Below are 12,158 nucleotides of genomic sequence, written 5' to 3' on the forward strand. Positions count from 1 at the left end.
CGGGGCGCGCGGGGGCGTAGGTTCGGGATTTATGAAGGTGCTGGTCTCTGTGGACATGGAAGGCCTCTCGGGGGTTGTGCATCCCAGTGAGACGAACCCGGATCGGTACGACTATGAGCGCGGCCGGGCGTTGATGACGGCCGAGGCGAACGCGGCGATCGCCGGCGTTCTCGACGCTGAACCCGGCGCGGTGGTGTGGGTCGCCGACGCGCACGGAACGTTCCGGAACCTCCTGCCGGAGGACCTCGACCGGCGTGCCCACCTGGTGCGGGGCAGACCCCGCCCGCTGGGCATGCTCGCCGGGCTGGACGAGGGCACGGATGCCGTCCTGCTCATCGGCTATCACGCCCGGGCCGGTGCCGGGCCCGCCGTGCTGGCGCACACGATGAGCGACGCCATCCTCGACGTGCGGGTGGCCGGACGATCGCTGGGCGAGATCGGCCTCAACGTCGCCATGGCGGGGCACCTGGACGTGCCGGTGGTTCTGCTCAGCGGGGACGACACCGCCTGCGCGGAATTCAGTGAGCTGGTGCCCTCGGCGGTCACCGTCGCCGTCAAGCAGACAGTGGGCCAGGCCGCCGCGGTGGCGCTGCATCCGCAGGAGGCGCGGGAGCGGCTGCGTCACGCCGCCGCCGACGCGATCGCCCGGCGCGCCTCGATTCCCCCGGTGACGATGGCCGGGCCGTTGCACGTCGAGGTCGACCTCTACGGCCCGTACATGGTCGACCTCGCGGTGCTGGTGCCGGGTGTGGCCCGCGTCGGCGGCGGGCGGACGGTCGCCTTCCGCGCCGTTGACGTCGCCGAGGCCTACCGGCTCGTTCAGTTGCTGGTTCAACTCGCCAGCATCAAACCGGACTAGCGCGCGTACCCGCATCGCCGAACGCGCCCACGGCGGCCGGGCAGCAGCCGGCGGGGCGCGACGCACCACCCTCGTCGGGCCAGCCGGCGACCGACGCCATCGGCCGTCCGGTTGAGGGCGCGCGACGGTTGTACGAGGCGTCATGCCTCGGTGACGCTGTGCCGGGTCACCCGCCCGATTCTGTCCGCCGAACGGGCTGTCGGCAATCCGGCTGGCCGCTGCTTTTGATCCATCCATTTGCATCTAGCAATGGCAATGGTGGCGTCGTATGGTTCCCCGCAGCACCCCGACAAGCGTACCTGATGGGCGGATTCGCCCTCTTTCGTGCTGGGCGGTGAACGGCAGTGACGGCAGAAGATCCTACGGCGACAGATCCCGGCTGGGTGGACGAAGTCCTGTTCGCGGGCCGCCCGACCGACGTTTGTCTCCGACTGCCCGAGCCGATCGATCGGGCCACCCTGCACCGCCTGGTCACCGCCGCGCAGGACCGGCTCACCGCCGCCGGACTGCGCCCCGGTGGCGCCGCCGCGCTGCGGCTGCCACCGTCCCTGGCGTACGTGGTGAACCTGTTGGCCACCTGGCGGGCCGGGGGTCAGGCGATCCTGCTCGACCACCGGCTCACCGACCACGAGGTGGACCGCGCGCTGCTCCGGTTGACCCCGCAGGTGGTGATCGCTCCACTGCGGACCGGCGGCGGCGCGCTGAAGATCTTCGTCGACGTCACCGAGGGCGTCACCCGCTATGCCGACCGTCCGGCGGTCAGCGGTCACGCCGTGATCCAGCTCAGCTCCGGCTCCACCGGACCGTCCAAGGTGATCGGCCGCACCGCCGCCGACCTGGTCGCCGAGGTGCACCGCTACACCCGGATCGACGGGGTGGCGCTGCCCGGCGAGCGGATCATCCTGCTGCCCTCGATGGTGCACGTGCTCGGCCTGGTCGGTGGCCTGCTCTACGGTCTGCACGCCGGGGTCGAGCTGGTTCCGCCCCAGCGGCTCAGCGGCGACGCCGTGCTGGCCGCCATCAGTGCCGGCACCACACCGGCCACCGTGCTGGGCGTGCCGTTCCACATCGGACTGCTCGCCTCCACCCGACCGGCCGGGCCCCTGCCGCAGCTGCGGCGGATGACCACCGGGGGTGAACTGGTGCCGGCCGCCGCCGCCCGGGCGTTCACCGACCGGTACGGGGTGCCCCTGGGCAACATGTACGGGATGACCGAGGTCGGGGTCATCGGCACCGACCTGCACGGCGCACACCGACCGTCGATCGCCCCCGCGCCCGGCATCGAGGTCCGGGAGCGCGGCGGTGAGCTGTGGGTGTCCTGCCCGGCGTCGCCGTACGTCGGACTGAGCGACCCGACCCGCTGGTCCGACGGCTGGCTGCACACCCGCGACGCCGGCACCGTCGACGAGGACACCGGCCTGGTCACCGTGCGCGGTCGACTCGACTCGCAGGTCTCCGTGGGCGGGATGAAGGTCGACCTGACCGAGGTGGAGGCCACCGTCACCGAGCTGACCGGGGTGGCCGCCGCGGTGGTGGTCTGGGATGACGGCATCACCGCGTACGTCCAACCCGACGGCCCGCTGTCGGAGGAGACGCTGGACAAGCTCCTCGCCGAACGGTTGGCCGGCTACAAACGGCCCCGGACGCTTCACCTGCTCGATCAGTTGCCCCGCACCACCACCGGCAAGCTGGTCCGCTCGACCGACGCGCTGCGCTCGGCGGTCAGCCCGTGACCGGGCCCCTGCACCACCTCGACGTCGACCCGCGTGGCCGCGTACCCGGCGACCGCCAGGACCAGGCCCTCGCCCAGCGGCGGGTGACCGACCCGTACGGGCTCGACGCCGGGCACCAGCCGCAACGACAGCCCCGGCGTCGGCATCAACCGGCGCAGCCCGCCGTCGCGCAACCCCCGCCCGAGCGCCTTACCGACCGCTTCCTTCGCGGTCCACAACCGCAGGAAGTCCACCGTCCGGCCAGCCTCGGGCCGATCGCCCAACCAGGCCAGCTCGGCGGGCGGGAACCAGCGGTGGGCCAGCGCGAGCGCCGGCAGCGGGCGGATCCGTTCCACGTCCACCCCGACCGCGCCGCCCCGACGGGCGGCGACCACCACCAGCCCGGCGGTGCGGCTGACGCTGACCGCCAGCTCGACCGGTCCGGTCACCTCGTCGACCCGGACCACCGGCCGTCCCGCGCTGTCGTGCGTCAGCACCACGGCGGTCTCCGCGCGGCCGAGCAGCAGAGCACCCGCCCGCCGCAACAGCACAGCGGCCGGATCCGGCTGACCGCCGGTGTCCCGGCCGACCCACACGTAGGCGGTGTCCCGACCGGACACCGTCAGCTGGCCCACGCAGAGAGGGTATCCATGAGAGCCGAGGTCCGCGCCTTCGTCGTCGAGCAGCTCGCCGACATGAACTACGACGTCGAGGGGCTCGACGACGACACCACACTCGGCCCGTCCGGCGTCGACCTGGAATCTCTCGCCCTGGCCGACCTGTCCGTCCGAGTCGAGGACCGCTACGGCGTGACGTTCGCCGACGACGAGTCCGAGCAGCTGGCCCTGATGACTGTCGGCGAGTTCACCACAATGGTCGCCAAGCGTGTCGCCGAGGCCACGAGCGACCCGGTCTGATGAGCGGTCAGCCCGATCTGGGGCGAGCTGACCTGCTGAGCATGCTCGCCGAACTCACCGCGAAACCAGCCGCCGAGGTGTCCGACCGGATCGGCTCGATGGAGCTCGCCTGGCTGGTGCACCTCGTCGAGCAGCGCTACGAACGCCGGCTCGACCTGGCCGACGACGAGCTGGCCGGCATCCGTACCGTCGACGACGCCCTGGCGGTGTTCCGGGCGTCGCTGACCGCCCCCACAGATGGTTGAGGCGCGCGTCGCCCAGCTCACCGGTGTGTACGCCGTCAGCGCCCTCGGTCGGGGCGCCGACGCGCAGCTTGCCGGCGTGCTGGCCGGTGTGCCGGCCTTCGGCCCGGTACGCCGGTTCGACACCGCCGCCCGTCGGGTCACCGTGGCGGCCACAGTGCCCGAGGTCGGCACGCTGCCCGACGAACTGGCCGCCGCGATCGACGAGGCCTGCCGGGCGGCCGGCCTGGACCGCGAGGGCCGCACCGGGTGCGCCCTGCTGCTCGCCGTCCACGGCGGACCGGCCACCGGCCCGGCCCCGGCCGTGCTCGCCGGTCAGCTCGCCGCCCGATGTGGCCTCTCCGGGCACACCCGGGTCTACACCAGCGCCTGCGTGTCGGCGAGCACGGCGGTGGCCGACGCCGCTGCTCAGATCACCCGCGGTGACGTCGAACGGGTGGTCGTCGCCGCCGGCTACCTGGTGGAGCCGGACCAGTTCGCGCTCTTCGACGCCGGTCGCGCCCTCGCGGTCGACGGGGCGGTCCGCCCGTTCAGCGCCGGCCGGCGGGGGCTGTTGCTCGGCGACGGCGTGGCCGCGGTCGTGCTGGAGTCGAGCAGCGGCCGACGACGCGGTGGCGCCGATCCGGTGGCCACCGTGGCCGGTTGGGGACGGGCCGGTGACGCGTTCCACCCCTGCCAGCCGGAGCCCGGCGGGTCCGGGCTGGCCCGCGCGGTCGGCGGCGCGCTGCGCCGGGCCGGGCTGACACCGCAGGCCGTCGGTTACGTCAACGCCAACGCCACCGGCACCGCGCAGAGCGACGCCGCCGAGGCTGCCGCACTGCGCCGGGCCCTCGGCGGGCACGCCACCGAGGTCCCGGTCAGCTCCACGAAGTCGGTGCACGGGCACGCGTTGGAGGCGTCCGGGCTGCTCGAACTGGTGGTCACCGCCCTCGCGCTGCGCCACGGTGAGCTGCCGGTCAACGCCGGCTGGCGGGGCCCCGACGAGGCGTGCCCACTCAACGTCATCACCACCGCTCCACGCCGCACGGCCGCCACCCACGCCCTCACCCTCAACGCCGCCTTCGGCGGCGCCAACACCGCGCTCCTGGTCGGCGTCGGATGACCGCCGCCAACTCCCCGCGATCGTGCACTTTCTGTCCCGACGAATCCGACCAAGCGCCCGAAACGACGACCGAAACTTCAAGATCGCCGGGGGAGAGGGAGAGGGAGAGGGAGAGGGCGAGGGCGAGGGCGGGGGAGCGGGCGAGGGCCTGGTGGCCGGAGGTCGGGGACGAGGGCGGCGTGGCGGGGGTGCCGGGGTTCGTGCACTCGGACTTCGCGCCGGTGGTGGTGGCTGTCGCCGAGCGGTGCCTGCGGCGGGGGTACGGCACCCAGCAGGTGCCACCCGAGGTGCACACGGGGATCGTGCTGGTCAGCGCCAGCGGCGACCTGGCCAGCGCCCGACACGTACGGGCGACCGTCGAGGCCGGCGGGCGGGTCGGCCCGCTGTTCTTCTTCCAGTCCGTGCCCAACAGCGTCGCCGGGCACATCGCCGCCCGGTGGGGCCTGCGCGGTCCGGTGGTCTGTCTCAGCCCGACCGGCGACCCGTACACCGACGGTGTCGCCGAGGCCGACCTGCTACGCGACGACGGTGACGCCGACGAGGTGTTGCTGATCCTGATCGAACAGGCACCCGACGGGCCGACCGAGGCGGTCGCGGTGCTGCTGGGGGGAGGAGCACGACCATGAGGAAACGGGGACTGCGCGGCGCACTGGCCGCCGACACCGAACTGGGGGCGGGCAACGTCCTGGCCCGGGTGCTGGCGCACGGCGCCGACCCGGACGGGCACGGCCTGACCTTCGACACCGCCGTCGACGGGCACCCCGCCGAGACGCCACTGACGCTGGGGCAGCTCGACGAACGGGTCGCCGCCCGCGCCGCCTGGCTGCACGAACACGGGGTACGCCCCCGCGACCCGGTCGCCGTCTGGGCCACCGCCGCCGCCGACATGGTGCTCAGCTTCCTGGCGCTGGCCCGCCTCGGCGCGATCCCGGCGCTGATGAACGGCAAGCTCCGCCCGGAGATCGCCGCCGAGTACATCCGCCGCCTGCGGGGCGTCGGGGTGTTGGCCGACGACGCGCACACCGCGCTGCTGGCCGGGCACGACCTGGGCGTGCCGCTGCTCGGCACCCCCGCGCAGGCCGGCACGGGCGACCCGGCCGCCGCGCCGGCGCACTACCGGCACCACCCGGACGACCCGATCGTCATCACCCACACCTCCGGGACGACCGGGGTGCCCAAGGCGGTGCTGCACTCACACGCCAGCCTCTTCGCGGCCACCCGGCACCTGCTCACCATGCCGCAGGCGCAGGGCACCACCCGGATCCTCAACGCGTTGCCCGCACCGCACACCGCGACGGTGCTGATGGTCAACCAGGCGCTGGGCAACCGCGCGCAGATGTTCCTGCTGTCCGAGCAGGGCGGCGAGCAGGTGCTGGACGCGATCCAACGCTGGCGCCCCGACGGGGTGTTCGGCTTCTCGGTCACCTGGGCGGAGCTGGCCCGCTTCGACCTGTCCGGGTACGACCTGGACTCGGTGCGGCTGTGGTTCAACACCGGCGACGCCTCGCACGAGCCGCACATCCGCCGCCTCGTGGCGGTCGGTTGGCACGACACCGTCACCCGTGACGGGGTGGCGAAGGTGCCCGGGTCGGTCTTCATCGACGGGCTGGGTTCCAGCGAGATGGGGCATTCGATGTTCCACATCACCCACCGCGCCGACACCGACCGGTACGGCCGGTGCATCGGCCGCCCGTACCAGTTCGCCACAGTCGCGGTGCTCGACGCCGACGGTGAGCCGGTGCCGGTCGGCGAGGTGGGTTTCCTGGGCATCGACTCGCCGTCGCTGTTCCGGGGCTACTGGAACGACTCGGTCACCACCTACCGCTTCCGCCAGCGCGGCTGGTACCTCACCGGTGACCTGGTCCGCGCCGACGCCGACGGCCGCTACTACCACCTGGACCGGGCGGTGGACTCGGTCGACGCGGGTGACGGGCGGCGCTTCTACACGGCGCTGTCCGAGGAGCGGATCCTCGCCGCCTGCCCGGACGTCACCGACTGCACAGTGGTGATCGTCGCCGAGGCCGGGGTGGTGGTCACCGACGTGCTGCTGGAGTTGGCCGCCGGTGCGGACGAGGCGCAGGACCGCACCGAGCGGGTCCGCGCCGCCCTCGGTGCCGACGTCGGCGCCACCCTGCGCCGGGTCGTGCCGGTGCGCTCCGCCGACATCCCGGTCACCGTGACCGGCAAGGTCCGCAAGGTGGTCCTGCGGGAGCGCTACCTCACCGAGGCGCGTTCGTGACCGCGCTGATCACCGGGATGGGGCTGTTCACCCCGGTCGGGCGGGGGGTCGAGGAGACCTTCGACGCCCTGACCACCGGCCGGTCCGGGCTGACCTGTCCGGCCGAGGGGCACCCGGCGCGGGAGTCGCTGGATGTCGCCGGCGTGCTGCCCGACATCGACCCGCGTACCGTCGCGTCCGGGCCGGAGGCCCGGGTCCTGGACCGGATCGTCGTGCTCGCCCTGATCGCCGCCGCCGACGCCCTCGCCGACGCCCGCATCGAGGTGGGTCGCGACGTCGATCCCGACCGGATCGGTGTGATCGTCGGCGGGGTCGGCGGGATGGCCACCCTGGAGTCGCAGGTGCTGGCCCGCGCGGCCCGGGGTCGGGCGGCGGTCAGCCCGTACCTGCTCACCGGGATCCTGCCGAACATGCCGGCGGCGCGGATCGCCATCGCCCACGGCATCCGGGGTTACAGCTCGTCGGTCGGCACCGCCTGCGCCTCCGGCGCCCAGGCGATCGCCGACGGGGTCCGGCTCATCGCGACCGGGGAAGCCGACCTGGTGCTGTGCGGGGCCAGCGAGGCACCGCTGTTCCCGACCTTCGCCGACACCTTCGGCAACGCGCGGGCGTTGGCGCGCGCCGGCACCGACCCGGGCCGGGCGAGCCGACCGTTCGACACCTCCCGCAGCGGTTTCGTCCTGTCCGAGGGCGCCGCGCTGCTGGTGCTGGAGCGCGCCGAGCACGCCGCGGCGCGCGGCGTCACCGGGTACGCCGAGGTGGCCGGGCACGGCGCGACGACTGACGCGTACCACCCGACCGCCCCCCGACCGGACGGTGCCGGCGCGGCGGCGTGCATCCGCCGGGCCCTGCGCAGCGCCGGTGTGCCGGCGGCGGTGGTCGGTTACGTCAACGCGCACGGCACCGGCACGAAGCTCGGTGACATCGCGGAGACCACCGCACTGGCGGACGTCTTCGGCGTCGGGGGCGTGCCGGTCAGCTCCACCAAGGCGCTCACCGGTCACCTGCTCGGCGCCTCCGGGGTGGTGGAGGCGGCGGCCACCGCTGTGGCGCTCGGTCGGGGGCTGCTGCCGCCGACGTACCACCTCGACGACCCGGACCCGGCCTGCCCGGCGGACCACATCCGTGGCGCGCCCCGCAAGGCCGACCCGGAGTACGCGGTCACCAACTCGTTCGGGTTCGGCGGCCAGAACGTGAGCCTGGTGCTGGCGCGCGTCGCCGAGCCGAGGGGGTGATCGAGGCGGCATCCCGGGCGGGCGCGCCCGGACGGCAACGCGGGGGGAACTGTGTGGGAGGGGTTTCAGGGGCATGGACATCAGTGGTATCGACCACATCGAACTCTACGTGGGGGACGCCCGGCAGGCGGCCTTCTACTTCAGCACCGCCGTCGGCTTCGAGATCTGTGGCCAGGGTGGCCCGGAGACCGGGCTGGAAGGGCAGCGTTCACTGCTGCTCTGCCACGGCGACATCCGACTGCTGCTCACCTCCGGTCTGAGCGCAGAGCATCCGGCGGCCCGGTACGTGCAGCGCCACGGTGACGGCATCGCTGTCGTCGCGGTCGGGGTCGACGACGTGTCGGCCGCGTACGCCGAGCTGGTGGGTCGGGGCGCGACCGGCGTGACGCCGCCGACCACCCGCACCGGCGCGGACGCCGAGGTGGTGATCGCCGAGGTGGACGGCTTCGCCGACGTGCGGCACCGGCTGGTGCAGCGCCGGGGCGACAAGGCTGAGTTCCTGCCCGGCGCCATCACCCCGGCGGCCTCGGCGAACGACAACCACCCGCCGGTGCTCGCCGAGATCGACCACCTGGCGGTCTGCGTGCCGCCCGGTCAGCTCGACGAGACGGTCCGACACTTCGAGGCGCTGTTCGACTTCGCGCAGATCTTCGAGGAGCACATCGAGGTCGACGGGCAGGGGATGAACTCCAAGGTGGTGCAGAGCCCGTCCGGGCGGGTCACCGTGGTCCTGCTCGAACCGGACCGCACCCGGCGGCCGGGGCAGATCGACGCGTTCCTCGACCAGCACGCCGGTGGGGGAGTGCAGCACCTGGGGTTGCGCACCGAGGACATCGTCGCCGCCGTGGAGGCGCTGGGCCGGCGCGGGGTGCGCTTCGCCGGCACCCCGGCCAGCTACTACGACGCCCTGGAGGCGCGGGTCGGCCGGGTGGACGCCCCGCTGGACCGACTGCGCGAGCTGGGTGTGCTTGTCGACTCCGACCACGACGGCCAGCTGTTGCAGATCTTCGCCGAGTCGATGCACGTGCGCCGCACGCTCTTCCTGGAGCTGATCGAGCGGCGCGGCGCGCGGGGCTTCGGCAGCGGCAACATCAAGGCGCTCTACGAGGCCAAGGAGCGGGAACTGGCCGCCGTGGCGGCCACCCCACAGGGGGTGGGGGCATGACCGCTACGGAGTACGAGCCCACGCTGACCGCCGAGGAGCGGGAGCTGCTGCCGTCCGACGATGACGTGCGGCACTACGCCGAGCACGGCTGGTACCTGTCGAAGAAGATCTTCACCGACGACGAGGTGGACGCCCTCGCCGCCGCGGCGGCGCGCTACTACGACGGTGAGCGGGACCGCCGCCTTCCGGTACGCCCACCGAAGCTCGCCTACTGGGACCCGTCCAGGGGGCCGGTGCAGCGGCACAACGACTACGTCCACCACGAGCACGACGGGCTCGGCGCGATCCTGCGCAAACCGTTGATCGGCGCGGTCGCCGCCCGGCTGGCGCAGGCCGACGAGATCCGGGTCTTCCAGTCCACCCTGATCTACAAGCCGCCGATCGACGGGGAGCCCAGCAACATCGTGCCCTGGCACTTCGACAAGCACTACTGGGCGTCCTCGTCGTCGGAGAAGATGCTCACCGCGTTCATCCCCTTCCACGACTGCGGGGAGGAGATGGGCACCATCACCATGGTCGACGGCTCGCACCGGTGGAAGGAGATCGGCGCGGACGACACGGTGGTGCGGCACTTCGCCGACCGGGACCGCAGCCAGCTGGAGGAGATGCTGGCCGAGAACGCCGCGTACAACGGCGCGGAGATCCGCAAGATCCCGATGGTGATCCCCAAGGGACACGTGAGTTTCCACCACTGCCGCACCTACCACGGCAGCGGCCCCAACGTCAGCGGTCGCCCCCGACAGGCGATCTCGCTGCACCTGCAGGACGGCGACAACGCCTGGCGGGAGTACCCGCTCTCCGACGGCACGCTCGCCGCGTACAACCACGACGTGCTGGTCCGCCGCACCCACGACGGGCGGCCGGACTACGCGGACCCCGACTACTGCCCGGTCATCTGGCGCCACCGCGCCCAGCAGGGAGGCTGACATGTCACGGTACGACTGGGGTAGGACGCACCCGGGCATCGAGCGGTTGGAGCGGGCGGTGACCGACCGCCGCGACGCCGTGGTCAAGCACCCGCTCTACACCAACCTCGACACCCACGACGCGCTCGTCACCTTCATGGAGCACCACGTCTTCGCGGTCTGGGACTTCATGTCCCTGCTGAAGTCGTTGCAGCGGCAGCTGACCTGCGTCAGCGTGCCGTGGATCCCCACCGGCCCGACCGGCAGTCGTCGCCTCATCAACGACATCGTCATGGTCGAGGAGAGCGACGAGCTGGGCGGCGGCTACATCAGCCACTTCGAGCTGTACGTGCGGGGCATGGCCGAGGCGGGCGCGGACACCACGGCGGTGAACGCCCTCATCGAGCTGCTGCGCGCCGGTCGTCCGGTCACCGAGGCGCTCACCGAGGCGGGGGTGCCCGCCGCGTCGGCGAGGTTCGCGGCGACCACCTGGCAGATCATCGAGTCGACCCCGGTGCACTGTCAGGCGGCGGCCTTCGCGTTCGGCCGGGAGGACCTGATCCCGGACATGTTCACCCAGGTCGTCTCGGTCAACGAGGTCAGCAACCGGCTGCACACGTTCGTCGACTACCTGGAACGCCACATCGAGGTCGACGGCGAACAGCACACCCCGATGGCCATGCAGATGCTCGCCGACCTGTGCGGCGACGACGACAGCAAGTGGCAGGAGTGCGCCGACACCGTCAACACCGCGCTGGCCGCCCGGGCCCGGCTCTGGGACGACATCCTCGCCGCCATCAAGGGGCCGGCGTGACCGACGCCGACAGGGTCCGGCTCTACCGCACGGTCCGGCTGATCCGCCGGTTCGAGGAACGGGCGGTGGAGCTGGTCCACGGCGGGCAGATCGTCGGCGGCATCCACCCGTACCTCGGTCAGGAGGGGGTCGCCGCCGGCGTCTGCGCGGCGCTGGGTGCCGACGACGTGCTCGCCGGCACCCACCGGGGGCACGGGCACGTGCTGGCGCGCGGCGCCGACCCGGCCCGGATGCTCGCCGAGCTGTGTGGTCGGGTCACCGGCCTCAACGCCGGCCGGGGCGGTTCGATGCACGCCGCCGACCTGAGCATCGGCGTGCTCGGCGCCAACGCGATCGTCGGCGCCTCCGGGGCGATCATCACCGGCGCGGTCTGGGCCCGGCGACGGCAGGGCCACGACACCGTCGGGGTGAGCTTCTTCGGCGACGGCGCGGTCAACGAGGGGATGCTGCTGGAGGCGTTCAACCTGGCGGCGCTCTGGCGGGTGCCGGTGCTGTTCGTCTGCGAGAACAACGGCTACGCCACCACCATGCCGGTCGCCGGCGCGGTGGCCGGCAGCATCGCCGGCCGGGCCGCCGCGTTCGACATCCCGGCCGTCGAGGTCGACGGCCAGGACCCCGAGACGGTACGCGCCGCCGCGGCCGCCGCCGTCGACCGGATGCGCGCCGGCGGTGGCCCCGAGCTGATCGAGGCCCGGACCTACCGTTTCGACGCCCACCACACCTTCGAACACGCGGTACGCCTCGACTACCGGCCGCCGGACGAGGTGACCCGGGGCCGGGCCCGGGACCCGGTGGACATTCAGGGCTCACGGCTTGCCGACGCCGACCGGGCAGCAGTGAACGCCGAGGTCGAGGCGACAGTCGACGCGGCGGTGCGGTTCGCCCTGGACAGCCCCGAACCCGACCCGGCCGACGCGTTGGCCTACCTGTACGCCAGTGGCCTGATCGTACGCACCGGAGGTGGGTGA

13 protein-coding genes are annotated in these 12,158 nt (G+C 73.0%); 12 read left to right on the forward strand and 1 reads right to left on the reverse strand.

The window, feature by feature from the left end:
* Positions 1-31: 31 nt before the first annotated feature.
* Positions 32-859, forward strand: coding sequence for a M55 family metallopeptidase (locus KBX26_RS18255; RefSeq protein ID WP_030332982.1), 828 nt, complete (start codon positions 32-34; stop codon positions 857-859).
* 383 nt (positions 860-1,242) lie between these two features.
* Complete coding sequence (locus KBX26_RS18260) at positions 1,243-2,592, forward strand: class I adenylate-forming enzyme family protein (protein WP_210865954.1); 1,350 nt, start codon at positions 1,243-1,245, stop codon at positions 2,590-2,592.
* On the opposite strand, the gene KBX26_RS18265 is transcribed toward KBX26_RS18260, so the two are convergent.
* Positions 2,520-3,206, reverse strand: a complete 687-nt coding sequence (locus KBX26_RS18265; RefSeq protein WP_030332986.1) for a 4'-phosphopantetheinyl transferase superfamily protein — start codon at positions 3,204-3,206, stop codon at positions 2,520-2,522. The two genes, KBX26_RS18260 and KBX26_RS18265, sit on opposite strands and share 73 nt — an antisense overlap.
* Positions 3,207-3,221: 15 nt before the next feature.
* On the opposite strand from KBX26_RS18265, the gene KBX26_RS18270 reads away from it, so the two are divergent.
* The 10 genes from KBX26_RS18270 (at position 3,222) to KBX26_RS18315 (ending at position 12,158) form a co-directional block, all read left to right on the forward strand.
* Positions 3,222-3,488, forward strand: coding sequence for an acyl carrier protein (locus tag KBX26_RS18270; RefSeq protein ID WP_030332988.1), 267 nt, complete (start codon positions 3,222-3,224; stop codon positions 3,486-3,488).
* Positions 3,488-3,733 carry an acyl carrier protein gene (locus KBX26_RS18275; RefSeq protein ID WP_210860253.1) on the forward strand — a complete coding sequence of 82 codons (246 nt, stop codon included), beginning with the start codon at positions 3,488-3,490 and terminating at the stop codon, positions 3,731-3,733. The genes KBX26_RS18270 and KBX26_RS18275 overlap by 1 nt, the downstream gene beginning before the upstream one ends.
* Positions 3,726-4,832: a beta-ketoacyl synthase gene (locus KBX26_RS18280; RefSeq protein ID WP_210865955.1), complete on the forward strand. Its 1,107-nt coding sequence runs from the start codon at positions 3,726-3,728 to the stop codon at positions 4,830-4,832. Before KBX26_RS18275 ends, KBX26_RS18280 begins: the two co-directional genes overlap by 8 nt.
* A 179-nt stretch (positions 4,833-5,011) precedes the next feature.
* Positions 5,012-5,458 (forward strand): beta-ketoacyl synthase chain length factor, encoded by a 447-nt coding sequence (locus KBX26_RS18285; protein WP_307857845.1) that lies wholly within the window; start codon positions 5,012-5,014, stop codon positions 5,456-5,458.
* Entirely contained in the window at positions 5,455-7,071 is a 1,617-nt protein-coding gene (locus KBX26_RS18290; RefSeq protein WP_210865957.1) for a class I adenylate-forming enzyme family protein, read from the forward strand. Before KBX26_RS18285 ends, KBX26_RS18290 begins: the two co-directional genes overlap by 4 nt.
* Positions 7,068-8,306: a beta-ketoacyl synthase gene (locus tag KBX26_RS18295; RefSeq protein ID WP_210865958.1), complete on the forward strand. Its 1,239-nt coding sequence runs from the start codon at positions 7,068-7,070 to the stop codon at positions 8,304-8,306. Before KBX26_RS18290 ends, KBX26_RS18295 begins: the two co-directional genes overlap by 4 nt.
* A 73-nt stretch (positions 8,307-8,379) precedes the next feature.
* Positions 8,380-9,471: a 4-hydroxyphenylpyruvate dioxygenase gene (gene hppD, locus KBX26_RS18300; protein WP_036411597.1), complete on the forward strand. Its 1,092-nt coding sequence runs from the start codon at positions 8,380-8,382 to the stop codon at positions 9,469-9,471.
* Positions 9,468-10,397 carry a phytanoyl-CoA dioxygenase family protein gene (locus KBX26_RS18305; RefSeq protein WP_030333001.1) on the forward strand — a complete coding sequence of 310 codons (930 nt, stop codon included), beginning with the start codon at positions 9,468-9,470 and terminating at the stop codon, positions 10,395-10,397. The genes hppD and KBX26_RS18305 overlap by 4 nt, the downstream gene beginning before the upstream one ends.
* 1 nt (position 10,398) lies before the next feature.
* Entirely contained in the window at positions 10,399-11,190 is a 792-nt protein-coding gene (locus KBX26_RS18310) for a DUF3050 domain-containing protein (protein WP_210865959.1), read from the forward strand.
* Positions 11,187-12,158: a thiamine pyrophosphate-dependent dehydrogenase E1 component subunit alpha gene (locus tag KBX26_RS18315; protein WP_210865960.1), complete on the forward strand. Its 972-nt coding sequence runs from the start codon at positions 11,187-11,189 to the stop codon at positions 12,156-12,158. Before KBX26_RS18310 ends, KBX26_RS18315 begins: the two co-directional genes overlap by 4 nt.

This window comes from Micromonospora sp. C97, assembly GCF_018070385.1.
Classification (GTDB): Bacteria; Actinomycetota; Actinomycetes; order Mycobacteriales; family Micromonosporaceae; genus Micromonospora; species Micromonospora parva.

Excerpts from the sequence above, each read along its gene's own strand:
- KBX26_RS18290 (WP_210865957.1), top strand. The coding sequence starts at position 5,455 with ATGAGGAAACGGGGACTGCGCGGCGCACTGGCCGCCGACACCGAACTG.
- KBX26_RS18270 (WP_030332988.1), top strand. The coding sequence starts at position 3,222 with ATGAGAGCCGAGGTCCGCGCCTTCGTCGTCGAGCAGCTCGCCGACATG.
- KBX26_RS18255 (WP_030332982.1), top strand. The coding sequence starts at position 32 with ATGAAGGTGCTGGTCTCTGTGGACATGGAAGGCCTCTCGGGGGTTGTG.
- KBX26_RS18280 (WP_210865955.1), top strand. The coding sequence starts at position 3,726 with ATGGTTGAGGCGCGCGTCGCCCAGCTCACCGGTGTGTACGCCGTCAGC.
- KBX26_RS18305 (WP_030333001.1), top strand. The coding sequence starts at position 9,468 with ATGACCGCTACGGAGTACGAGCCCACGCTGACCGCCGAGGAGCGGGAG.
- hppD (WP_036411597.1), top strand. The coding sequence starts at position 8,380 with ATGGACATCAGTGGTATCGACCACATCGAACTCTACGTGGGGGACGCC.
- KBX26_RS18310 (WP_210865959.1), top strand. The coding sequence starts at position 10,399 with ATGTCACGGTACGACTGGGGTAGGACGCACCCGGGCATCGAGCGGTTG.
- KBX26_RS18275 (WP_210860253.1), top strand. The coding sequence starts at position 3,488 with ATGAGCGGTCAGCCCGATCTGGGGCGAGCTGACCTGCTGAGCATGCTC.